The sequence below is a fragment of the Dyella sp. A6 genome, from assembly GCF_036320485.1.
Taxonomy (GTDB): domain Bacteria; phylum Pseudomonadota; class Gammaproteobacteria; order Xanthomonadales; family Rhodanobacteraceae; genus Rhodanobacter_A; species Rhodanobacter_A aluminiiresistens.
In genome coordinates this window covers 1,624,397-1,645,527 of record NZ_CP132911.1, presented here as the reverse complement: position 1 = coordinate 1,645,527, position 21,131 = coordinate 1,624,397, and the positions used below count along the sequence as shown (strand labels likewise).

The window sequence follows — 21,131 nt, the reverse complement described above, 5'->3', positions numbered from 1 at the left end:
CCTGGCCGCTGTCGTCTGCCCGGTCTGTCGGCAGAAGGATGGGCAAGCATAACCGATTGAGCCGTCCTCGCGGGACGGCTCGTGCGTGGTCGGTCGATCAGGCGCCGGCAGGCGTGGCCTTGCCGTCCTGTATGTTCACGCGGAAATGCGCGACATTGGCGTGACGATAGTCGTCCAGCGACACAGCCTGTCCGTCGATGCTGGCCTGGGCGCCATTGGCATTGCCGATGCGCACATCCAGCGGCTGGCTGCTGTGATAGGTGCGTACCGTGCCGGCCGGCAACAGGCCGTACTCCAATCGCTGGCCATCGGCATCGGTCACCTCGACCCAGCTGGTGTTGCCCAGCGTCAGCTGCAGACTGTGGTCGCCACTGCCGATGGAGCTTGCCACCGGAGGCGCGGGATGTGCAGCGGCAGCGACGTCACCGGCAAGATTGGGGACCGGCATCATCGAGGCCATCAGCGGCTGGTCGACCTGCGGCGGCTTGACTGCGGGAACCGACAATGTCGCCGCTGGCAGCTTGTCAGCCTTCGCGCCGATCGATGGCGTCGCCACGATCTTCTGGGCCACCGGTTTGGCGTCCAGCGAGGCAAGATGACTCATGTCGCTGTTCAGCGTGCCGTGCATGCCCAGGTAGATGGTCGGCACCGCAAAGACCACGGTCAGCACCACGTAGGTAGCGGCCCTGGCATAGCGATCGAGCAGGTAGCGCGAATGCGAAATGCCGCCGGTCGCCACCAGCGCCGGGCTTTCCTGGATGGCCGGGCTATGCTTGCTGCGCGCGATCTCGGCATCGATTTCGGCATCGTCGATACCCAGGTGACGGCCGTACTTGCGCAGGTAGCCGGCCAGGTAGACCTGATAGTCGATACCGCTGCGATCGTCGTTCTCGATTTGGCGCAGGACACGAACCGGCAGATGCAGCGCCTGGCCACAGGCTTCGATGCCCAGACTTCGCGCTTCCCGCGCGGCCCTGAGCCTGCTGCCAAAACCGGCCTGCGGTTCCGGCACGTGGATGGATTGCTGCATCTCCCCCTCGGAGACAGCGAGCGAATCGGGGGCTTCAGACGTCATGTCCCCCGGGCGGGACGGCTGAACAGTCATGGGCTTGCAGTGGCATTGAGGGCCTGCGCCTGTTTCGAATCTGGAAACCGGCTTTGCAGACGTTTGTTGTAGTTGCGAGCGGCGTCCATGTCACCCAGACGAAGCTCGATTTCGTAACCGAGCTTGAGTGCCGCCGGGCTGGTCTTGCCCAGGGCCTCGTAGCGTTGCAGGAATGCACTGGCATGGAAGGCGTCGTTTTCCAGATACTTGGCATGAGCCATCTGGTACAGCGCCTCGGGATTCTTCGGATTGAGCGCGATGGCGTGCCTGAAGCTGTTCTCGGCGCCTGCGACGTCATGCAGTTGCATGCGGCAGATGCCGTCGTTGAGCCAGGCGACGTCCGGCGTGGCATAGAAAGGATCCGCCAACGCACGTTTGAAATACGGCAAGCCTTCGGCCGATTTGCCGATACGGCACAGGAATGCGCCGAGATTGTTGTTCGGAGCGCCCTTCTTCGGCTCCAGCTCGACCGCGCGACGGTAGTTCTCTTCGGCGTCGGGAATGTCCTTGATGCGCTCGTAGACGACCGCGATCACGGTGTGGGCAGGCGCGTAGTTGTCGTCGAACTGCAGCGCCAGCTTCAGCTTTTCCAGTGCCGACTGCAGGTCGCCGAGCTGCATGTAGTGCTGGGCCAGCTCGGTGTGGACGCGGGCAGCATTTCGCGCTTCCTGGGCCTTGCTGGTGGTGGGTAAGGTCGGCCCTCCGCCGGTGGTGACACAACCACCCAGCAATGCGCAAAGACCCAGTCCCAGCAAAACGCGCTCAAGCCGCATGCGAAGCCCCTTCTTCCAGTCGTTTACGGAATTCGGCCTGGCGGCGCGTGCGATCCAGCACCTGTCCCTTGAGCTGGCCGCAGGCCGCATCGATGTCGTCGCCGCGAGTCCTGCGCAGCATCGTCAACACACCGGCATTGAGCAGTTGCGTCTGGAATGCTCGAATGACGTCCGCGTCCGAACGTTCGAAACGCGTGCCGGGGAACGGGTTGAACGGAATCAGGTTCACCTTGGCGCTGCCGGTCGGCAGCTTGCGCATCAGCTTGATCAGCTGCCTCGCGTGCTCGGGCTGATCGTTGATGCCACGCATCAAGGTGTATTCGAACGTGATCGAGGTACGCGGCCGGCGCGCGATCCAGCGCTGGCAGGCCCCCATCAGTTCTGCGATCGGATAACGCTTGTTCAGCGGCACCAGCTCGGTGCGCAGTTCGTCGTTGGCCGCATGCAGGGACACTGCGAGCGAAACGTCGAGCGTGTCCGACAGCTTGTCGATCATCGGCACCAGCCCTGCCGTGGACAGGGTGACGCGCTTGGAAGCCAGGCCGAAGCCCAGGTCGTCACGCATCAGGCTCATCGCCTTGGTCACGTTGTCGAAGTTGAGCAGCGGCTCGCCCATGCCCATCATCACCACATTGGTGATGCGCCGGTTCTGGTGCGTGATGTTGCCCAGGTACTTGGCCGCCACCCACATCTGCCCGATCACCTCGGACGTGGCGAGGTTGCGGTTGAAACCTTGGGTTGCGGTCGAGCAGAACTGGCAATTCAGGCCGCAGCCGACCTGCGATGACACGCAGAGCGTGCCGCGGGTCGGCTCGGGAATGTACACCGCCTCGACGGCGTTGCCACGGTCCATGCCGAGCAGCCACTTGTGCGTGCCGTCGGTGGCCGCCTTGTCGAACAGCGTCTTGGGCGGACCGACGTAGCACGTGGCCTCGAGCTTGGCGCGCAGCGCCTTGCCCACGTCGGTCATCCTGCCGAAGTCATCCTCCAGACGGTGGTAGATCCACTTCATGACCTGATCGGCACGATACGGCTTCTCGCCGATCTGCACGAAAAACTCGCGCAGGCCCTGGCGATCGAAATCGAGCAGGTTGACCTTTTCCGCGTTGGCGGTCGGTGCGTCGGAAGTGGTTGCCACGTGCGTCATGGAAAATTACCGCGAGTGGACTTCCGTCTCGGCGAAGAAGTAGGCGATCTCCACCTTGGCCGTCTCGGCTGCATCGGAGCCGTGCACTGCATTGGCGTCGATGGAATCGGCGAAGTCGGCGCGGATCGTGCCCGGCGCGGCTTCCTTCGGGTTGGTCGCGCCCATCAGCTCCCGGTTCTTCGCGATCGCACCCTCGCCTTCCAGCACCTGGATCATCACTGGGCCGGAGATCATGAACTCGACCAGCGCATTGAAGAACGGACGCTCCTTGTGCACCGCATAGAAGCCTTCGGCCTCGGCGCGCGAAAGTTGCTTCTGCTTGGCGGCCACGACCTTCAGGCCGGCCTTCTCGAAGCGAGCGTAGATTTCACCGATCACGTTCTTGGCAACGGCGTCGGGTTTGATGATGGAAAGGGTGCGCTCCAGCGCCATGTCGATCTGCTCCGGGGAAATCGTCGGGAAATGTGAAGATTCGGTCGAGGCGCACCGATTGTGCGCCAAATTCGACACGAAATACGGATTTAGCTCACGAAAGTCTGACAGATTCTAGCTCAGACGCAAGTCGCCAGGCGTTTGCAACAAACGATCGTTTGACTCACCAAAAGCCCCGCGCGTATGCTCAAACGATCGTTTGATTTATGCATGCCGCCATGCCTTCGACGGGGATACTCGTGAACAGTTCCATTTCGACCAAGGACCGCATCCTCGCCGCCGCCGAAACCCTGTTCGCACAACGCGGCTTCGACGGTGCGTCGTTACGTCAGCTGACCGCGGCCGCCGGCGTGAATCTGGCCGCGGTGAACTATCACTTCGGCTCGAAGGAACGGCTGGTCGAAGAAGTGTTCCGGCGCCGTCTCGACACCCTGAACCAAAACCGACTGACGGCACTGGGCCGCCTCGCCGGCCATGAATCCGCCACGCTGGAAGACGTGCTCGAGGCCTACATAAGGCCCGCGCTGGAGATGAGCCAGAACGGCAACGGCAGCCTGTTCATGCGCGTGCTGGCCCGCGCCTTCGCCGAGCACGACAACCATCTGCGCCAGTTCCTGTCCGACAACTACGGCCACGTCATCCGCCAGTTCACCGCCGAGTTCGCCCTGCGACTGCCGCACCTGAGCAAAGCCGAACTGTACTGGCGGACCGACCTGGTGACCGGCGCGCTGACCCATGCCATGTCGGGCTTCGGCATGATCCAGCGCAAGGGCGATGTCAGCGAATCCGCCCACCGCGAGCAGACCGTCGCGCACCTGGTGCGCTTTGCCGCTGCAGGCCTGAGCGCCCCCTGACCCCTCTTTCACCGGCCGGTAACCATCGGCTGCGTTCCATAACCATCCATTTGCCCCACCTGTCCGCATCACTTTGGAGAAGCCAATGACCGCTGCATCCTCCACCCCCGCCCCGGCACTGCGCATCCGCAAGGCTGCCGTGCTTGGCGCTGGCGTCATGGGCGCGCAGATCGCCGCGCACCTGACCAACGCCGGTGTCGAGACCGTGCTGTTCGACCTGCCCGCCAAGGAAGGTCCCAAGAGCGCGATCGCGCTCAAGGCGATCGAACACCTGAAGAAGCTCTCGCCCGCACCCCTGGCTGACAAGAACCTGGCCGCCGCGATCATCCCGGCCAACTACGACGAGCACCTGAACCTGCTCGAAGGCTGTGACCTGATCATCGAAGCGATCGCCGAGCGGATGGACTGGAAGCTCGATCTGTACCGTAAGATCGCGCCCCACGTCTCGCCGACCGCGGTGCTGGCTTCTAACACGTCGGGCCTGTCGATCAACGGTCTTGCCGAAGCGCTGCCCGAGGAAATGCGTCACCGCTTCACCGGTGTGCACTTCTTCAACCCGCCGCGCTACATGCACCTGGTCGAACTGGTACCGACCCGGCTGACCGACCCGAAGGTGATCGACGGCCTGGAAGCGTTCCTGACCACCACCGTAGGCAAGGGCGTGGTGATCGCCAAGGACACGCCCAATTTCATCGGCAACCGCATCGGCGTGTTCTCGATGCTGGCCACCATGCACCACACCGAACAGTTCGGTCTGGGCTTCGACGTGGTCGACGCGCTGACCGGCCCGGCCGTGGGGCGCCCGAAGAGCGCCACCTACCGCACCGCCGACGTGGTCGGTCTGGACACCATGGCCCACGTCATCAAGACCATGGCCGACACCTTGCCCGACGATCCGTGGCACAGCCATTTCAAGGCACCGAGCTGGCTGCAGGGCCTGATCGATGCCGGGGCGCTGGGCCAGAAGAACGGCGCCGGCTTCTACAAGAAAGTCGGCAAGGACATCGTGGTTCTCGACCTTGCCAAGCAGGACTATCGCCCGTCCGAACAGAAGGCTTCGGACGAGGTTGCCGCGATCCTCGCGATCAAGGACCCCGCCGAGAAGTTCGCCAAGCTGCGTGCTTCGCAGGACACGCAGGCGCAGTTCCTCTGGGCCACCTTCCGTGACCTGTTCCACTACACCGCCTACCACCTGAGCGATATCGCCGACACCGCGCGCGATGTCGACTTCGCCATCCGCTGGGGCTACGGCTGGAAACTCGGCCCGTTCGAAACCTGGCAGGCTGCCGGCTGGCAGCAGGTGGCCAAGTGGGTGCAGGAAGACATCGATGCCGGCAAGGCGATGAGCAAGGCTCCGTTGCCGGCCTGGGTGCTCGATGGCCGAGACGGCGTGCACGGCAAGAGCGGCTCGTGGTCGGCCGCGTCCGGCAGCTACAAGCCGCGCTCGTCGCACCCGGTCTACCAGCGCCAGCTGTTCCCCGACCCGATCCTGGGCGAGACCTTCGACCGTGGCACCACGGTATGGGAAAACGATGGCGTGCGTCTGTGGACGCTGGGCGACGACGGTGTCGGCATCATCTCGTTCAAGACCAAGATGAACACGGTGAACGACCACGTGCTCGACGGCGTGCAGCACGCCATAGGCGTGGCCGAGGAGAAGCTCAAGGCCGTCGTGATCTGGCAGACCAGCGAGCCGTTCTCCGCCGGTGCCGACCTCAAGGGCGCACTGGGTCTGCTCAAGGACGGCAAGTTCGACGACTTCGAGAAGATGGTCGCGAACTTCCAGCGCACCAGCATGCGCATCAAGCACGCGCTGGTGCCGGTGGTATCCGCCGTGCGCGGCCTGTGCCTGGGCGGCGGCTGCGAGTTCCAGATGCATTCCGCGCGTACCGTCGCCGCGCTGGAAAGCTATATCGGCCTGGTCGAGGCCGGCGTTGGCCTGCTGCCCGCTGGCGGCGGCCTGCATGAGCTGGCTGTCCGCGCTGCCGCGACCAATCCGGCCGACCCGTTCGAGGCCCTGAAGAACGTCTTCGAAACGGTGGCCATGGCCAAGGTCTCGCCAAGCGCGATCGAGGCGAAGAACATGGGCCTGATGCGCGACAGCGACGTGGTGGTGTTCAACGCCTACGAACTGCTGTACGTGGCGAAGAAGGTGGCAACCTCGCTGGCCGAGTCCGGCTGGCGTCCGCCGCTCTACCAGCGCAACGTACCGGTCGCGGGCGATGTCGGAACCGCAACGTTCAAGGCCTCGCTGGCCAACCTGCAGGCCGGCTACTTCGCCTCCGAGCACGACGTGGCCATCGCCTCACGCATTGCCGACACGCTCTGCGGCGGTGCGATCGAACGTGGCGCACTGGTGGACGAGGCGTGGCTTCTCGACCTGGAGCGCAAGCACTTCGTCGAATTGGCGAAGACCGAAAAAACCCAGGCACGCATTGCCCACACCATGACCACCGGCAAGCCGCTGCGCAATTGAACCTGCGTCATCCCGGCGCGAGCCGGAACCCAGCGACTTGACGATCAAACACTTGGGCATCGCCGCGTAACGCGCGATGCCACGGAGCCAACACCATGAGCAAACAAATCCAGGACGCCTACATCGTCGCCGCCACCCGTACCCCGGTCGGCAAGGCGCCGCGCGGCGTATTCCGCAACACCCGCCCCGACGACATGCTCGCCCATGTCATCAAGGCCGTGATGGCGCAGGCGCCGGGCATCGACCCGCACCGCATCGGCGACGCCATCATCGGCTGCGCCATGCCCGAGGCCGAGCAAGGCATGAACGTGGCGCGTATCGGCGTGCTGCTGGCCGGCCTGCCCGACACCGTGCCCGGCGTCACCGTCAACCGCTTCTGCTCTTCCGGCGTGCAGGCCATCGCGATGGCCGCCGACCGCATTCGCCTCGGCGAGGCCGACCTGATGCTCGCCGGCGGTACCGAGAGCATGAGCATGGTGCCGATGATGGGTCACAAGATCGCCATGAATCCGGCCATCTTCACCGACGAGAACATCGGCATTGCCTACGGCATGGGTATCACCGCCGAGAACGTGGCCACCCAGTGGAAGATCAGCCGGCAGGAACAGGACGCCTTCGCCGCGCAGAGCCATGAGCGCGCCATCAAGGCCATCGCTGCCGGCGAGTTCAAGGACGAGATCACGCCGTTCCAGCTCGACGACCATTATCCCGACCTGGCCACCCGCGGCATCAAGACCGACAGCCGCGTGATCGACACCGACGAAGGTCCGCGTCCGGGCAGCACCGCCGAGGTGCTGGGCAAGCTGCGCACGGTCTTCCGCAACGACCGCTTCGGCGGCACGGTCACCGCCGGCAACTCCTCGCAAATGTCCGACGGTGCCGGTGCGCTGCTGCTGGCCAGCGAACAGGCGATCAAGGACTACGGCCTCACCCCGATCGCCCGCTTCGTGGGTTACTCGGTGGCCGGCGTGAAGCCCGAGATCATGGGCATCGGTCCGAAGGAGGCGATTCCCAAGGCACTGAAGCAGTGCGGCCTCAGCCAGGACCAGCTGGACTGGATCGAACTGAACGAGGCTTTCGCCGCACAGTCGCTGGCCGTGATCAAAGACCTCGGTCTGGATCCGGCCAAGGTCAACCCGCTGGGCGGTGCCATCGCGCTGGGCCATCCGCTGGGCGCCACCGGTGCGATCCGCGCCGCCACCCTGATCCATGGCCTGCGCCGGCACAAGCAGAAGTACGGCATGGTGACCATGTGCATCGGCACCGGCATGGGCGCGGCGGGCATTTTCGAAGCGCTCTGAAGCCGTTGTAACGTAGGGGCTCTGGTCCCTGCGCAGCACACGCTGCAACGAAGGCGCCGTAGCCATACGGCGCCTTCGTTGTTCCGGGTCCCGATTCCGTGACCGGCCAACCGTCAAAATCCCACCCGGATCCGCCCCGATGACCCCACCGCGCAACCAGCCGCCAGCCATCACCCCGATCGACGCGCATCCCTTGCGTGACCGCGTTGTCCTGATCACCGGTGGCGCGCAGGGCATCGGCCGCGGTATCGCTCAGGCGGTACTGGCTGCCGGCGGCAGAGTCATGCTCGGGGATCTGGACATAGAAGCCGGCCAGGCCTGTCTCGCCGAGTGGCAGGTCGGCGACCGGGCCGCCTTCAAGCGCCTGGATGTGGCCAGTGAGGCCAGTGTGCGCCGCTGGGTGGCGGCTGCGCTGAAACTATTCGGACAGATCGACGGACTGGTCAACAACGCCGGCATCGCCGATCCGCACGTGCCGCCGCTGGCCAAACTGTCGCTGGTCACCTGGAACCGCTATCTCGCCGTCAACCTCACCGGCGCGTTTCTTTGCTGCAAGCACGCCCTGCCCGCGCTGGCCCAAAGCGGTGGCGCGGTCATCAACATCGCGTCCACGCGTGCCCTGCAGTCCGAACCGGATACCGAGGCCTACGCCGCCAGCAAGGGCGGCCTGTTGGCGTTGACCCACGCGCTGGCGGTCAGCGCGGGACCGGCGGTTCGGGTGAATGCGATCCTGCCCGGCTGGATCGCCACCGAGGCCTGGCGCAAGCCCGACGAACGCGCCGCCCCAAGGCTCAGCCGCGGCGATCATGCACAACACCCCACAGGCCGGGTGGGTACGCCGCTGGACATCGGCTCGCTGGCGGTTTACCTGCTGTCGTCGCAATCCGACTTCATCACCGGCCAGCACTTCGTGGTGGACGGCGGCATGACGGTGAAGATGCAGTACCTCTGAAACCGCAACCGTCACCGACACGCCCACACCGGTTGGCGACCTACTTCGGCTGCACCGCCTGACAGGCGGCATAGAACGGTCGGGCCTGTTGCCTGACGGCCACCGGCGCCATCAGAAAGCCGAATCGCAGCGGGTTGCGTTCCAGCCTGACCCACGCGCCCAGCGAGACCGTATCGAGCATCGGTGCCAAGGTGGTGAATGGCAGCTGGCGCGTGAAGGTCACTGCATCACCGCGTGCCTCGGGCCGCTCGCCGTGTCGCGGCTGCCAGGCCTTGTGATCGATTTCCACGTAGGCATAGGCAGCATGCCTGGCCAGCCGTCGGGCGCGCAGGCGTCCCACCGTATAGCGGGCTGTGAAGGTCACTTGCCCCGGTCTGCATTGCAGCGCGATCTGGTTCTGTCCGTTGCGGACCACCTGGGTCATCACCAGTTCGGGGGCGCCCGGCGTCGCCCGGTAATCGGCCATCAGGCGCAGGCGTCCGTTGTTGGACACCAGCCAGGGCGCCATCTTGTCGGCGTTCCACCAGACCACGCCATCGACTGCCGGGGTCAGTACCTGGGCCAGGTAGCGCGGGCGCACATCCATCGCTTCCAGATAGTCGCGCAGTACCTGCCGGGTGGGTTCGCCCGGTTGTGTCCCGTTTGCGCCGGGCAACAGCGACGGATGCAGTCCGATCCGGTCGGCGCCCGTGGGTGACCAGCGATACAGACCACCGAGATAGGCATAGGCGCAGGCGTCGAGACAGGTCGCCGGCCGGCCGGGCTTGCCGTAACGTACATCGCCGCGCCAGGTACCCAGGTGCGTGCTGAGCCGTGCGGATCGGAACAACCGACCCAGCGCCATGCCGGAAGCGACGTCACCGGTGGACGAGTCCAGGTACACGTCCGAACCGGGGCGGATACGGCCCCGCTGCAGCAACCGGCGGACCCGCTGCACGGCATCGCTGTCGATCGTGCCGGACAGATACACCTGCGGCGCACCGGCCATGCGTACGGTCAGGCGATCACTGCGGACATGAATGCTCATGCGTCTCGCCTGGACGTACTTCACAGCGGAACCCATTGGCGGCGACCCCGCCATGCATGGGCTGGCAAGCAGACCCGATACAGCCAGTGCCTGTACTACACGACGGAAAAAAGATGCATCGGGCAATGTCACGCGCCTCATCATGTCCTGCAAAGTCACACAGTGTCGCCCAAGCGGCCTTGGTACTGCATGAACACCATGCCCGAACCACAATCAGGCAAGTATCACGTGTCGGGGCCATGCGGCTGAATCGAAACCGGCCGGCCAGCTCCCGATGCTTGCCGCCTGTCGACGAGAAGCGGACAATAGCGATTGTTGCGGCGCACCACCCCATGCGTCGCGACGTACCGCACCAGCCCGTGGCCGGCCATCCCCGCCGGCGATGGTGGCTTGCGCCTGCTGCAGGAAACCGCCGTGAGTTCGTCCCCCGACGAAAAGGCCCCAGCCGTGCCGGACAGGCCCGCGCTGCCCGACTATCGCGTGATCTCGCTGATCGTCGCCTGCGCCATCTTCATGGAGCAGATGGACGCCACCGTGCTCGCCACGGCGTTGCCCACGATGGCCCGCGATTTTCATGTCCGCCCCCCCGCCATGAGCATCGCCATGACCAGCTACCTGCTGGCGCTGGCGATACTGATTCCCGTCAGCGGCAAGGTGGCCGACCGCTTCGGCAGCAAGCGGGTGTTCGGCGCCGCGATCGTGGTGTTCGTGCTCGGCTCGATCCTGTGCTCGCTCACCCACAGCCTGCCGGCCATGGTCGCCGCGCGCCTGCTGCAAGGTGCCGGCGGCGCGATGATGGCTCCGATCGGACGCTTGATCCTGTTGAATGCCGTCGAGCGAAAGCATCTGGTCTCGGCGATGTCGTGGACGCTGGTGCCGGCCTTCCTCGGCCCGCTGACGGGCCCGCCACTGGGCGGTTTCATCGTCACCTACCTCGACTGGCGCTGGATCTTCTATATCAACGTGCCGATGGGGCTGCTCGGCTTGTGGCTGGTACGCCGTTTCATTCCGCACATGCCGGCGCGCGCGCGTTCCGGCCGTTTCGACCTGCGCGGCTTCGCATTGAGCGGTGCCGGCCTGGGCTGCCTGCTGTTCGGCTTCGAGATGGTCGGACAGAACGCCAGCCTGCCGCACGCAGTCTCGCTGCTGGCGATCGGTGCGGTGGCCTGCCTGGCCTACGTATGGCATGCGCGGCGATGCAGCGATCCGGTACTGGACCTGTCGCTGCTGCGGATCGACTCGTTCCGCCTGTCGGTGATCTCCGGCGCCTTGATGCGGGTGACCCAGGGCGCGCAGCCGTTCCTGCTTCCGCTGATGTTCCAGATCGGTTTTGGCATGTCGGCGGTGCGCAGTGGACAGCTGATCCTGGCCACGTCGCTGGGCGCCCTGCTCACCCGCAGTGCCACGCCATGGCTGCTGCGGATCACCGGCTTCCGTCGCGGCATGATCGTCAACGGCATTCTCGCCAGCCTGGGTTATGCGGTGTGCGCGCTGTTCCGGCCGAACTGGCCGTTCGCGCTGATGTTCGCCCTGCTGTTCTGCTGCGGCGCGTTCATGTCGTTCCAGTTCGCCGCGTACAACACGGTTGCCTACGAGGCCGTGCCGGCGTCACGCATGAGTGCGGCCAACAGCTTCTACACCACGCTTCAGCAGCTGATGCTGTCGGTCGGCGTATGCAGCGCCGCCAGCCTGCTGAAGCTGAGCATGGCGGCCGACCATCATCTGCATCTCGGCCAGCGCGATTTCTCGATGGCTTTCCTGGTGGTCACGCTGGTTTCGCTGTGTGCCACCCGCTGGCACCTGAAGTTCGCCCGCGACGCAGGCAGCGAACTGACTGGACATCGCGGCGGGCGCTCGGCCGGCGAGGCGGCCTGAACCCACCGGACACGATCAACGCAGCTGGCTGTCCTTGCTGCCGCGGCGGTTATAGAGCGAGGCGGTACGTTCTGCGTCCTGGGCCTGCTGGCAGCTCACGCACAGACGTACGCCCGGCACCGCCTTGCGGCGTGCCGCCGGTATCGGCGCATCGCATTCCTCGCAGCGAGCCAGGCCCGGACCCTGCTTCAACTGGCGACGCGCGCGCTGCACCGCATCGTTGACGGTGGCATCGATCTGATCCTGTACGGCGCCATCGCCGGCCCAACCGGTAGCCATGGGAACCTCCACCTGCATCTATCTATGCCCGACCTCCGATATGGGGGCGGCAGGCGCCCATTCCAGCACGAAACAGGCCCGGGCAGCTGTGCTGACGATGCCTCGCTCGCCCGTGGAACGCATTGTTTCCCGCACGGCGGTTCCATCCGACGCTGGAACGCACCACATTGTCGGCCAGCGCCGGCACCGACCGGCATCCATCTGGCCAGAGGAATCGCTCATGATCGAACGCAGACCCTTCGACCGCCTCGGCGGCGCCGATCACGGATGGCTCAACGCCAAACACCACTTCTCGTTCGGCGGCTACCACGACCCGGCCCGCATGGGCTGGGGTGCGCTGCGCGTGTGGAACGACGACACCATCGAACCGCAGACCGGCTTTCCGCCGCACCCGCATGCCGACATGGAAATCATCACCTATGTGCGCGACGGTGCGATCAGCCACAAGGACAGCCTGGGCAACGCGGGGCGCACGGTGGCGGGCGACGTGCAGGTCATGAGTGCCGGCACCGGCATCACCCATGCCGAATACAACCTGGAAAGCGAAGCCACGCGCATTTTCCAGATCTGGATCATCCCCGACGCTCACGGCCAGGCGCCCTCCTGGGGCACCAAGCCATTCCCGAAAGGCGCACGTTCGGGTCGCTTCGTGGCCCTGGCCAGCGGCTTCAAGGACGACGCCGATGCCCTGCCCCTGCGTACCGATGCGCGGGTACTTGGCGCCACGCTGAAAGCCGGCGAGACCGCCGAATACCCGATGGCGAGCGGGCGTTACGGCTATCTGGTACCGGCCAGCGGCAAGCTGGAGATCAACGGAGTGACGCTCGAGGCACGCGACGGTGCGGCGATCCGCGACGAGAGCCTATTGCGCGTCACGGCACTGGAGGACGCCGAGCTGGTGCTGGTGGACGTCCGGCCATAAACCTCGCGCTGGCGCGACGCATGTGCGGCACCGGCGTCGCGCTGGCTTGATATCGCAGAGTCCGCCTTCAAGACTGTCCGTCACGTCCGCAGCAGAAGGAGACCAACATGACCCGCAGCATGCAGGCTATCGAGATCACGGATTTCGGCGCGCCCGACGTGCTCAAGCCCGTGCAGCGACCGGTTCCTTCACCCGGACCCGGCGAAGTGCTGATCAAGGTCGCCGCGGCCGGGGTGAATCGGCCCGACGTGCTGCAGCGGCAGGGCCACTATGCGCCACCGCCCGGCGCATCGGACCTGCCGGGGCTGGAGGTGGCCGGCACGCTGGTCGAGGGGGATTTCGGCAGCGACAACGCATTCGGGCTGAAACCTGGCGATGCGGTATGCGCCTTGCTCACAGGCGGCGGCTATGCCGAATACGCCGTGGCGCCCCTTGCGCAATGCCTGCCGGTACCAGCGGGCTTCTCGATGGCCGAGGCGGCGGCCTTGCCGGAAAACTATTTCACCGTGTGGAGCAATGTGTTCGCACGCGGCCGGCTCGGCCATGGCGAAGGTGCTCCGCGCGAGAGCCTGCTGGTGCAGGGCGGCGCCGGTGGTATCGGTGTCACCGCAATCCAGCTTGCGCATGCTCTTGGCCAGCGCGTGTTCGCCACCGCCGGTTCGTCCGAAAAATGCGCAGCCTGCGAACGACTTGGGGCGGAACGGGCGATCAACTACCGCACCCAGGACTTCGTGGCCGAGTTGAAGCAGGCCACCGGTGGCCGTGGCGTCGACGTGATCCTCGACAATGTGGCCGGCGACTATGTCCCTCGCGAAATGAACGCACTTGCCGAAGGCGGCCGGCTGGTGATCATCGCCACCATGGGGGGCCGAGAGGCAACGATCGACGCCGGCCTGCTGATGCGGCGACGACTCACCCTCACCGGCTCCACATTGCGCAACCGGCCGGTCGACTTCAAGGGCGCGCTGGCCCGTGAACTGCATCGCGTCGTGTGGCCGCTGCTCGAGACCGGCAAGGTGCGGCCGATCATCCACGAGATCCTGCCCGCGCGCGAGGCGGCCCGCGCGCATGCGGACATGGAAGCGAGCGTGCATATCGGGAAAATCGTCCTAGCCTGGTCGGACTGAGATCCCCGGCGACATGCCCGCTCCCCGCCGCAATGCGGCGAGGCGCGGGTATCGGCGTTCAGCCGATCGCCTTCATGCCGAACGACGGCGGCCGATCTGCGGGCGCCTGTCCGAAGCGCTTGTTCGGGCTCGACCCCATCTCGAACACCAGCGTACCGCCCTGGGCCAGGTCGGCATGGCTGATCCAGCTGCGGTGCCAGGGCTTGCCGTTCCAGGTCACAGACTGGATGTACGGCTTGCCCTGCCCGTTGCCGCGAGCCTCGACGACCAGCTTGCGCTCTTGGCCGACCTCGACCTCGGCGCGGTCGAGCAAGGGGCTGCCGAACACGTAGTGCGCGCTGACCGGGTCAACCGCATACAGGCCCAGTGCACTCATCACGTACCACGCGCTCATCTGGCCGCAGTCCTCGTTGCCGGCCAGGCCGTCAGGTGCATCGCGATACATGGTTTCCATCAGCATGCGCACACGCGATTGCGTCTTGTAGTGCGCGCCGGTGTAGGCATAGAGATAGGCCACGTGATGGCTGGGCTCGTTGCCGTGGGCGTACTGACCGACCATGCCGGCGATATCCGGCGGCGCATCGGCCGGCAGCTTCGAGCTGGTGGTGAACAGGTGATCGAGCTTGGCCTCGAACGCCTGCTGGCTGCCGAACATCTTCATGTACTCGTACAGGTCGTGCTGGTTGAGGAAGGTTGCCTCCCAGGCATTCGACTCGGTGAAGTCGCGCCACTTGTCGGAGTGACCCATGCCGCGCGGATTGAACGGTTCCAGCCACTTGCCGTCCTCGGCGCGCGGCCGCATGAAGGTGAGCTTGCGGTCGAACACGTTACGGTAGTTGCGCGAACGCTCGCGCAATGTTCTGGCGTCGTCATGCGCGCCCACGGCTTCGGCCAGGTGCGACATCGCCCAGTCGTCATAGGCGTATTCGAGCGTCTTGCTGACCGCCTCGCCCACCTTGTCGCTGGGGATGTAGCCGAGCTTGCGGTAATACGGCAGGCCGCGATAGTCCTCGCTCATCGCCACCTTGCGATACACCGGCCAGGCCTTGGCGTAGTCGATGCCCTTGAAGCCCTTCGCATGCGCCTCGGCCAGCACCACGATCGAGTGGTAGCCGATCATGCAATAGGTTTCCACGCCCTGCAGCGGCCACACCGGCGGACCGGCCGGACTCTCCAGCGACATGCGCACCAGGCCGTTGACCAGGTCAGGCACACGCTCGGGCTGATACAGCGTGAGTAGCGGATGCAGCGCACGGTAAGTATCCCACAGCGAGTAGGTGCTGTAGTTGTTCTGCCCTTCCGGCAACTGGTGCACGGCCAGGTCCATGCCGCGGTAGCGACCGTCAGCGTCGCTGAACAGCGTGGGGGCGACCATGGTGTGGTAGAGCGCCGAATAGAACGTCCGCCGGGTCGACTCGGAAGGCGACTCGATGCGGATACGGCTGAGCTCGCGCTCCCACGCTGCCGCCGCCGCGTGTTGCACGCCTTCGAAATCCCAACCCGGAATTTCCTCGTCGAGGTTGCGCAGCGCGCCATCGATGTCCACCGCCGAGATGCCGACCTTCACCAGCAGCGGCGCACTGCCCGCATCGGCAAGATGCAACGCGGCCTTCAGGTGCGTTCCCTTGGCCTGGGTGGCTCCATGCAGCGGCTGGTCATCGGAATACAGCTCGGCACGCGTGAACGGCCGCGACAGCTTCATGGCGAAATAGATGTAACGGCCGTTGGCCCATTGGTGTACCCGGCGTCCGCCGACCAGCGTGTCGTTGCCGACCAGTCGCAGCTCGGCATCGGTGACCTTGCACGGCACCGTCTGCGAATCGTGATAACCGTGCGCGAAGTCGACCAGCAAGTGTCCCGCGCCCTTCTTGCCGAAGGTGTAGCGATGCAGGCCGGCACGCAGGGTGGCCGTCAGCTCGGCGAGGATGTCGTGATCGCTTAGGTGGACACGGTAGTAGCCGGGCTGCGCATACTCCGACGCCTTGTCGTAGCGCGAGCGATAACCGTGCCCCGGGTGCGCCACCACATCCGGCGAAAGCTGTGGCCCGCGCGCCGCACCGTCGTAGCGCGAATGGTAGTTCTCATCCGGCAGGCCGCGCGCGCCCGGGTCCAGCAGGACCGGTCCCTGCGCCGGCATCACCAGCACGTCCAGCATGTCGCTGGCACCAGTGCCGCTGAGATGGGTGTGCGAGAAGCCCATGATCGAGCCGTCGGCCTGGTGGTAACCGGAACAGGCATCCCAGCCGGAATCGTTGGTATCCGGACTCAGCTGCACCATGCCCCATGGCATGGTCGCGCCCGGATAGGTGTGCCCGTGACCGCCCGTGCCGATGAAGACATCGACATGCCGGGACACGCCTTGCGGTGGTGCGATGCCCGGCATGTCGCCGGCGGCGCGGCTGCCGATGGCGGCCGCCAGAGCGCGGCGCGGAAGGGCCTGCCCGCCAAGCAGCGCCAATGCGGCTGCGCCTTGCAGGAATCGTCTGCGGGTGACCATGCTTGCTCTCCTGTATCCAGTTCGTATCGGGTGGAAAAACGCGGCGTGCTCAGGCGCGTCGCAACAATCGGGGGTGGTGGTCCGCAAGGTGGACGATCAGCTCGCCGAACAGCGAGTTGGCCCACGCGAACCAGGCACGGGTGAAATGGCTGGGGTCGTCCTGGTCGAAAGCCTCGTGCATGAAGCCGGTGCCGGCCTGTGTGGTCTTCAGCCAGTGCAGGCACTGCGCGGTCTCGGCATCGCTCTGGCTGGTGAAGGCACGCACCATGATCGACATCGGCCAGATCATGCGCAGTCCTTCATGCGGGCCGCCGATGCCCTGTGCCGCGCTGCCGCTGAAGAAATACGGGTTGCGCGCGCTCCAGGCCAATGCACGGGTGTGCTGGTAACGCGCATCGTCGCGCTTGCAGAACCCCAGGTAAGCCAACCCGGACAGGCTGGGCAGGTTGGCATCGTCCATGAACAACTGGTTGCCATAGCCGTCCACCTCGTAGGCCCACACCTCGTTGCCGGACCCGTCCTGCATCACCGCATATTTGGCGAGCGCTGCTTCCACTTCGTCGGCCAGCGCAACGCAGTCGGCGGCGAACTCGCGGTCGCCATGCAGGGCGCGCGACATCTCCGCCAGCTGGTGCAGCGCCACCACGGCAAACGCATTGCCCGGCACGAACAACGGATAGATGCAGGCATCGTCCGAGGGACGGAACATCGAGTAGATCAGGCCGACCGGACGGGCCGGGTTGCCATACCCGCCCAGCGGCACGGTGTCGGTGGGCGTGGGCGAACTGCGCTGGAAGTGGTACGGCCCCGGACCATGCTTGCGCTGCTGCTCGCGGAAGGTGGCCAGCACCCGCTGCATCGAGGCACGCCAGTCGTCGTCGAACGGTTCGCGGTCGCCGGTGGCGCGCCAGTAGCCATGCGCCATGCGGATTGACCAGCACAGCGAATCGATCTCCCATTTGCGTTCGGCCACGCCCGGCTTCATGTCGGTCAGATCGTGCTTGGCCCAGCTCAGCGTCGTGTGCCCGTGCGGGTCGGGCAGAAACGCGTTGGCGTAGGGATCGATGGCGATGCACAACGCCTGTCGCCGGATCAGTCCACGGAACAGACGGCGCAGCGCGGCATCCTTCGCCGCCAGCGGTATGTACGGCCAGACCTGGGCCGAGGAATCGCGCAGCCACATCGCGTCGATGTCGCCGGTGACCACGAAGGTATCCGGCTTGCCGCGCAACGTATCCAGATGCACGGTGGTATCCAGCGTGTTCGGATAGCAGTTCTCGAACAGCCAGGCCAGCTCCGGGTCGCCGATGCGTGCCTTCACCCGGGCGATCTCGCGCTCCACCGCCGGGCTGCTGAAGGCGCGCCTGGACGGCGGCGGGCGACGGCTAACGAAACGTCCGGAGCCGGTCGCCAACGCATTCGGCATGCGTCCGACGGCACCACCGGCCGCCGCGAACGCCATCAGTCTGAGCATCGAACGGCGCGCCGGGTTCATGGTTTCGTCCCCGGTTGCATTCCCGCACTGTTCGTGGCCACGGTCGCACCGTACAAGGAACGCACATGCATGGCCTTGCGCAGTGCGTCCGGGGCGGCGGTGGAGTCCACCTGCAGGGTCACGCTCTGTTCGGGCAGCAGATTGAAGGCATTGTCGGAGAGCCGGGCATCCAGGTCGCCGAAGCCGATCCAGACCTCGCGCGCGAAGCGCTGCGCGCTGACGGTGACCTCGCGCCCATCGGCGGACAACGTCGCCTTCAGGCCCGGATCGGGCAGATCGAGAGATTTGGCCCGCCGGAAGTAGACCACGTGCCGGCTCAGCAGCTTGCCGTGATCGAGCAGGTCGAACACCGCCACGCTGCGGCTGGGGTCGGCGCCATGCAGCAGTTGCGCGTCAGTGAAATCGCCAGCCGGCGTGCTGGCCAGCGCGGCAACCCGGACATTCTGCAGGTGCGACCAGACCGGCGTGCCGTCCATGCCGATCACCCGCACCCGCAGCTGCGCCTGGAACGGTGCCCTGCGGTCGGACACCACCGAAACCCGGGTCGTACCGTCCTTGCGGATCGGCACCACCCGTAACGGCGCATAGAAGCGTCGTGCGTGATACTGCAGCGCCTTCCAGCGACCGTAGTAGTCGATGCTCGACCACGAAGCACCCGGCCATACGTCATTGAGCTGCCAGTACAGCGAGCCCATGGCATGGGGGCGCGAGGCACGCAGGTGCTCGGCCGCCAGCTCGATACCCTCGGCCTGCATCACCTGGCTCAGGTAGACGAAGGACGCGAAATCCTTCGGCTCGCCGTAGTAGCCACGTATGTAGAACAGCAGCCGCTGGTTGCCGTTGCCATTGGCGAACTTCTGATGCGCACGCATCACCGGGGTTTCCGGCGATCGGTCGGACGGCCTGGTGAAACTGTCGATCGTCGCCATCACCGGCATCGACTGCAGGCCGTATTCGGACTGGAAGCGCGGTGTGACATCCAGGTACTTGCCGATCGGTGCCGAACCCGACCACACGTCCCAGAAGTGGTAGTCACCATTGTCCAGCACATTGGCCGGGCCTTCGTCGTCGGTGCTGGGCGAGCTGCTCCAGTACGGCACCGTCGGATCGTAGGTCGTCACCACGTCGCGCAGAGTGTGGTCGAACAAGGCACGCATACCCTTCTCGATGCGCGCGGTCTCGACCGGGCCGACCGCCTGCTTGAACTTCTTGCGGTCGGACCAGGAATCCCAGCCCGTCTGTACCTCGTTGTTGCCACACCACAACACGATACTCGGATGGTCGCGCAGACGCTTCACCTGCTGTACCGCCTCGACCCGTGTGTTGTCCCGGAACGCCTTGTCGTAGGGCGGGATCGCGCCGCCGAACATGAAGTCCTGCCAGATCATCAGGCCAAGCCGGTCGGCCATGGTGTAGAACGCGTCGCTTTCGTAGTAACCGCCGCCCCACATGCGCAGCATGTTCATGTTGGCCGCACGGGCCGACTTCAGGATCTGCTCCATCTTCCGTGGTGTGACGCGCGTCGGAAAACTGTCGAAGGGAATCAGGTCGGCGCCCTTGGCGAAGATCGGTACCCCATTGACCACGAACTCGAAACTGCGGCCCCACTTGTCCTTGCGACGACGCAGTACCACGCTGCGCAGGCCGGTTTCCCGCTCGGCGCTGGCCAGCACGTGCCCGGCCACCGCCACTTCGCCATGGAAGCGATACATGTTCTGCGCGCCATAGCCGGCTGGCCACCAGCGCTGCGGATGCTCGATGCGGATCGGCACCATCACAAGGTTGTCGCCCCGGTGCAGCACGACCGCCTGCCTGGCGCCGCTGCGATGGCCGTCCGGCGCCGACCACTCGACATGCAGCATGGCCTTGCCTGGCTGGTCCGCCTGGATCTCGAACTGCGCCTGCAGGCGCGCGGCCTGCGCGGTCACCTGCGGCTGGGCGATATGGAAGTCGGCGATCCTCAGCGTGCTCCACGCTTCTAGCCGCACCGGTTTCCAGATGCCCTCCGTCACGAAGCGAGGACCCCAGTCCCAGCCGTACTGATAGGCCGCCTTGCGCACGTAATTGGCGGTCTGCTTGCCCTTGGGCTCGTCACCGAAGGCCGAGTCGAATTCACCCGGCAAGGCATAGGGCTGCTTCAGCAGCCACGGCAGCAAACGGGCGATCGGCGAATGCAGGGTCACCGTCAGCGTGTTGTCGCCGGGGTGCAGCCAGGCCCGCACCGGCACGCGCCAGCGCCGGAACATGTTGTCGGCGGCAAGAATGTGGTGGCCGTTGAGGTCGACATCGGCAAAGGTATCCAGCCCGTCGAACACCATGTCCAAATGGCCGTGGCGCAGCAGGCCGGGCGTCACTTGGAAGGTGGTCCGGTAATCCCAGTCCGCCAGTCCGATCCACTGCAGTTTCGCCTCGTTGTCGCGGTAGAACGGATCAGGAATCAGCTTGTTGGCCAACAGGTCGGTCTGCACCTCGCCCGGTACCTGTGCGGCATGCCATGCCCGGGTTGCTGCATGCGTCCTGGCCTCGGCCGAGTCCGGCTGGATGCGGAACTGCCAAGGACCGGACAGTGTCTGGTCGACGGTCGGCGACGCATCCGCCACGCTGCAGGCCACGCTTCCCAGCAGGCATACCGCTGCCAGCATGCCGTGCCATGTGCTGCCTCGCCGGATAAAGCGATGCGTATTTCCTGCCGACATTCCCGCCACTGGTCTTCCCCCATGCCGTGTCGATGGCGCCCTTGGAGCGGATGCACGCCAATAAAATTGGATCGATCCAAATTCATCCCAACCATACCGCGTTTCTGTGGGAAAAGTCAGGCGCATGTGCAACATAATTTTTTGCGATCCGACGCACATGGTGCTCGCCACGG

At 65.4% G+C, this 21,131-nt stretch carries 16 protein-coding genes; 7 read left to right on the top strand and 9 right to left on the bottom strand.

All coding sequences use genetic code 11. The annotated features are described in order from the left end of the window. Window positions 1–97: 97 nt before the first annotated feature. From RA164_RS07175 to ndk, 4 genes are all read right to left on the bottom strand, one after another. Window positions 98–1,030 (bottom strand): helix-turn-helix domain-containing protein, encoded by a 933-nt coding sequence (locus tag RA164_RS07175; protein ID WP_329743267.1) that lies wholly within the window; start codon window positions 1,028–1,030, stop codon window positions 98–100. Between the two features lie 71 nt (window positions 1,031–1,101). Then, a complete protein-coding gene (pilW, locus tag RA164_RS07170) occupies window positions 1,102–1,878 on the bottom strand; it encodes a type IV pilus biogenesis/stability protein PilW (RefSeq protein ID WP_329743266.1) in 777 nt (258 codons plus the stop codon). Further along, a complete protein-coding gene (gene rlmN / locus RA164_RS07165; RefSeq protein WP_329743265.1) occupies window positions 1,868–3,025 on the bottom strand; it encodes a dual-specificity RNA methyltransferase RlmN in 1,158 nt (385 codons plus the stop codon). The genes pilW and rlmN overlap by 11 nt, the downstream gene beginning before the upstream one ends. A 6-nt stretch (window positions 3,026–3,031) precedes the next feature. After that, entirely contained in the window at window positions 3,032–3,457 is a 426-nt protein-coding gene (ndk, locus tag RA164_RS07160; RefSeq protein ID WP_329743264.1) for a nucleoside-diphosphate kinase, read from the bottom strand. 239 nt (window positions 3,458–3,696) lie between these two features. Between ndk and RA164_RS07155 the strand changes: the two genes are divergently transcribed. The 4 genes from RA164_RS07155 (at window position 3,697) to RA164_RS07140 (ending at window position 9,040) form a co-directional block, all read left to right on the top strand. Further along, window positions 3,697–4,311: a TetR/AcrR family transcriptional regulator gene (locus RA164_RS07155; RefSeq protein WP_329743263.1), complete on the top strand. Its 615-nt coding sequence runs from the start codon at window positions 3,697–3,699 to the stop codon at window positions 4,309–4,311. A gap of 85 nt (window positions 4,312–4,396) precedes the next feature. Further along, entirely contained in the window at window positions 4,397–6,787 is a 2,391-nt protein-coding gene (locus RA164_RS07150; RefSeq protein WP_329743262.1) for a 3-hydroxyacyl-CoA dehydrogenase/enoyl-CoA hydratase family protein, read from the top strand. Window positions 6,788–6,882: 95 nt separating this feature from the next. Continuing rightward, window positions 6,883–8,088: an acetyl-CoA C-acyltransferase gene (locus RA164_RS07145; protein ID WP_329743261.1), complete on the top strand. Its 1,206-nt coding sequence runs from the start codon at window positions 6,883–6,885 to the stop codon at window positions 8,086–8,088. A gap of 139 nt (window positions 8,089–8,227) precedes the next feature. Further along, window positions 8,228–9,040 carry a glucose 1-dehydrogenase gene (locus RA164_RS07140; protein ID WP_329743260.1) on the top strand — a complete coding sequence of 271 codons (813 nt, stop codon included), beginning with the start codon at window positions 8,228–8,230 and terminating at the stop codon, window positions 9,038–9,040. Between the two features lie 40 nt (window positions 9,041–9,080). Here the strand turns inward: RA164_RS07140 and RA164_RS07135 are convergent, their stop codons facing one another. Further along, window positions 9,081–10,067, bottom strand: coding sequence for a hypothetical protein (locus RA164_RS07135; protein ID WP_329743259.1), 987 nt, complete (start codon window positions 10,065–10,067; stop codon window positions 9,081–9,083). Between the two features lie 414 nt (window positions 10,068–10,481). Between RA164_RS07135 and RA164_RS07130 the strand changes: the two genes are divergently transcribed. Then, window positions 10,482–11,942: an MFS transporter gene (locus tag RA164_RS07130; RefSeq protein WP_329743258.1), complete on the top strand. Its 1,461-nt coding sequence runs from the start codon at window positions 10,482–10,484 to the stop codon at window positions 11,940–11,942. Between the two features lie 15 nt (window positions 11,943–11,957). Here the strand turns inward: RA164_RS07130 and RA164_RS07125 are convergent, their stop codons facing one another. Next, window positions 11,958–12,221 (bottom strand): DksA/TraR family C4-type zinc finger protein, encoded by a 264-nt coding sequence (locus RA164_RS07125; RefSeq protein ID WP_329743257.1) that lies wholly within the window; start codon window positions 12,219–12,221, stop codon window positions 11,958–11,960. 220 nt (window positions 12,222–12,441) lie between these two features. Here RA164_RS07125 and RA164_RS07120 point away from each other — a divergent pair, with 220 nt between their 5' ends. Together RA164_RS07120 and RA164_RS07115 are read left to right on the top strand one after the other, a co-directional pair. Then, window positions 12,442–13,143, top strand: coding sequence for a pirin family protein (locus RA164_RS07120; protein ID WP_329743256.1), 702 nt, complete (start codon window positions 12,442–12,444; stop codon window positions 13,141–13,143). Between the two features lie 107 nt (window positions 13,144–13,250). Next, complete coding sequence (locus RA164_RS07115) at window positions 13,251–14,270, top strand: NAD(P)H-quinone oxidoreductase (protein ID WP_329743255.1); 1,020 nt, start codon at window positions 13,251–13,253, stop codon at window positions 14,268–14,270. 58 nt (window positions 14,271–14,328) lie between these two features. Here the strand turns inward: RA164_RS07115 and RA164_RS07110 are convergent, their stop codons facing one another. The 3 genes from RA164_RS07110 to RA164_RS07100 are packed head-to-tail and all read right to left on the bottom strand — an operon-like array spanning window position 14,329 to window position 20,904. Continuing rightward, window positions 14,329–16,767 (bottom strand): GH92 family glycosyl hydrolase, encoded by a 2,439-nt coding sequence (locus RA164_RS07110; RefSeq protein ID WP_329743254.1) that lies wholly within the window; start codon window positions 16,765–16,767, stop codon window positions 14,329–14,331. 49 nt (window positions 16,768–16,816) lie between these two features. Then, window positions 16,817–18,262 carry a glycoside hydrolase family 125 protein gene (locus tag RA164_RS07105; RefSeq protein WP_329743253.1) on the bottom strand — a complete coding sequence of 482 codons (1,446 nt, stop codon included), beginning with the start codon at window positions 18,260–18,262 and terminating at the stop codon, window positions 16,817–16,819. Next, window positions 18,259–20,904: a beta-mannosidase gene (locus RA164_RS07100; RefSeq protein ID WP_329743252.1), complete on the bottom strand. Its 2,646-nt coding sequence runs from the start codon at window positions 20,902–20,904 to the stop codon at window positions 18,259–18,261. The genes RA164_RS07105 and RA164_RS07100 overlap by 4 nt, the downstream gene beginning before the upstream one ends. Window positions 20,905–21,131 lie beyond the last annotated feature (227 nt).

Bases quoted from the DNA above. Each gene is read 5' to 3' on its own strand.
- RA164_RS07120 (WP_329743256.1), top strand. From the start codon at position 12,442: ATGATCGAACGCAGACCCTTCGACCGCCTCGGCGGCGCCGATCACGGA.
- RA164_RS07105 (WP_329743253.1), bottom strand. From the start codon at position 18,262: ATGAACCCGGCGCGCCGTTCGATGCTCAGACTGATGGCGTTCGCGGCG.
- RA164_RS07145 (WP_329743261.1), top strand. From the start codon at position 6,883: ATGAGCAAACAAATCCAGGACGCCTACATCGTCGCCGCCACCCGTACC.
- ndk (WP_329743264.1), bottom strand. From the start codon at position 3,457: ATGGCGCTGGAGCGCACCCTTTCCATCATCAAACCCGACGCCGTTGCC.
- RA164_RS07140 (WP_329743260.1), top strand. From the start codon at position 8,228: ATGACCCCACCGCGCAACCAGCCGCCAGCCATCACCCCGATCGACGCG.
- RA164_RS07115 (WP_329743255.1), top strand. From the start codon at position 13,251: ATGACCCGCAGCATGCAGGCTATCGAGATCACGGATTTCGGCGCGCCC.
- RA164_RS07150 (WP_329743262.1), top strand. From the start codon at position 4,397: ATGACCGCTGCATCCTCCACCCCCGCCCCGGCACTGCGCATCCGCAAG.
- RA164_RS07125 (WP_329743257.1), bottom strand. From the start codon at position 12,221: ATGGCTACCGGTTGGGCCGGCGATGGCGCCGTACAGGATCAGATCGAT.
- RA164_RS07100 (WP_329743252.1), bottom strand. From the start codon at position 20,904: ATGCTGGCAGCGGTATGCCTGCTGGGAAGCGTGGCCTGCAGCGTGGCG.
- pilW (WP_329743266.1), bottom strand. From the start codon at position 1,878: ATGCGGCTTGAGCGCGTTTTGCTGGGACTGGGTCTTTGCGCATTGCTG.
- RA164_RS07175 (WP_329743267.1), bottom strand. From the start codon at position 1,030: ATGCAGCAATCCATCCACGTGCCGGAACCGCAGGCCGGTTTTGGCAGC.
- rlmN (WP_329743265.1), bottom strand. From the start codon at position 3,025: ATGACGCACGTGGCAACCACTTCCGACGCACCGACCGCCAACGCGGAA.
- RA164_RS07110 (WP_329743254.1), bottom strand. From the start codon at position 16,767: ATGGTCACCCGCAGACGATTCCTGCAAGGCGCAGCCGCATTGGCGCTG.
- RA164_RS07135 (WP_329743259.1), bottom strand. From the start codon at position 10,067: ATGAGCATTCATGTCCGCAGTGATCGCCTGACCGTACGCATGGCCGGT.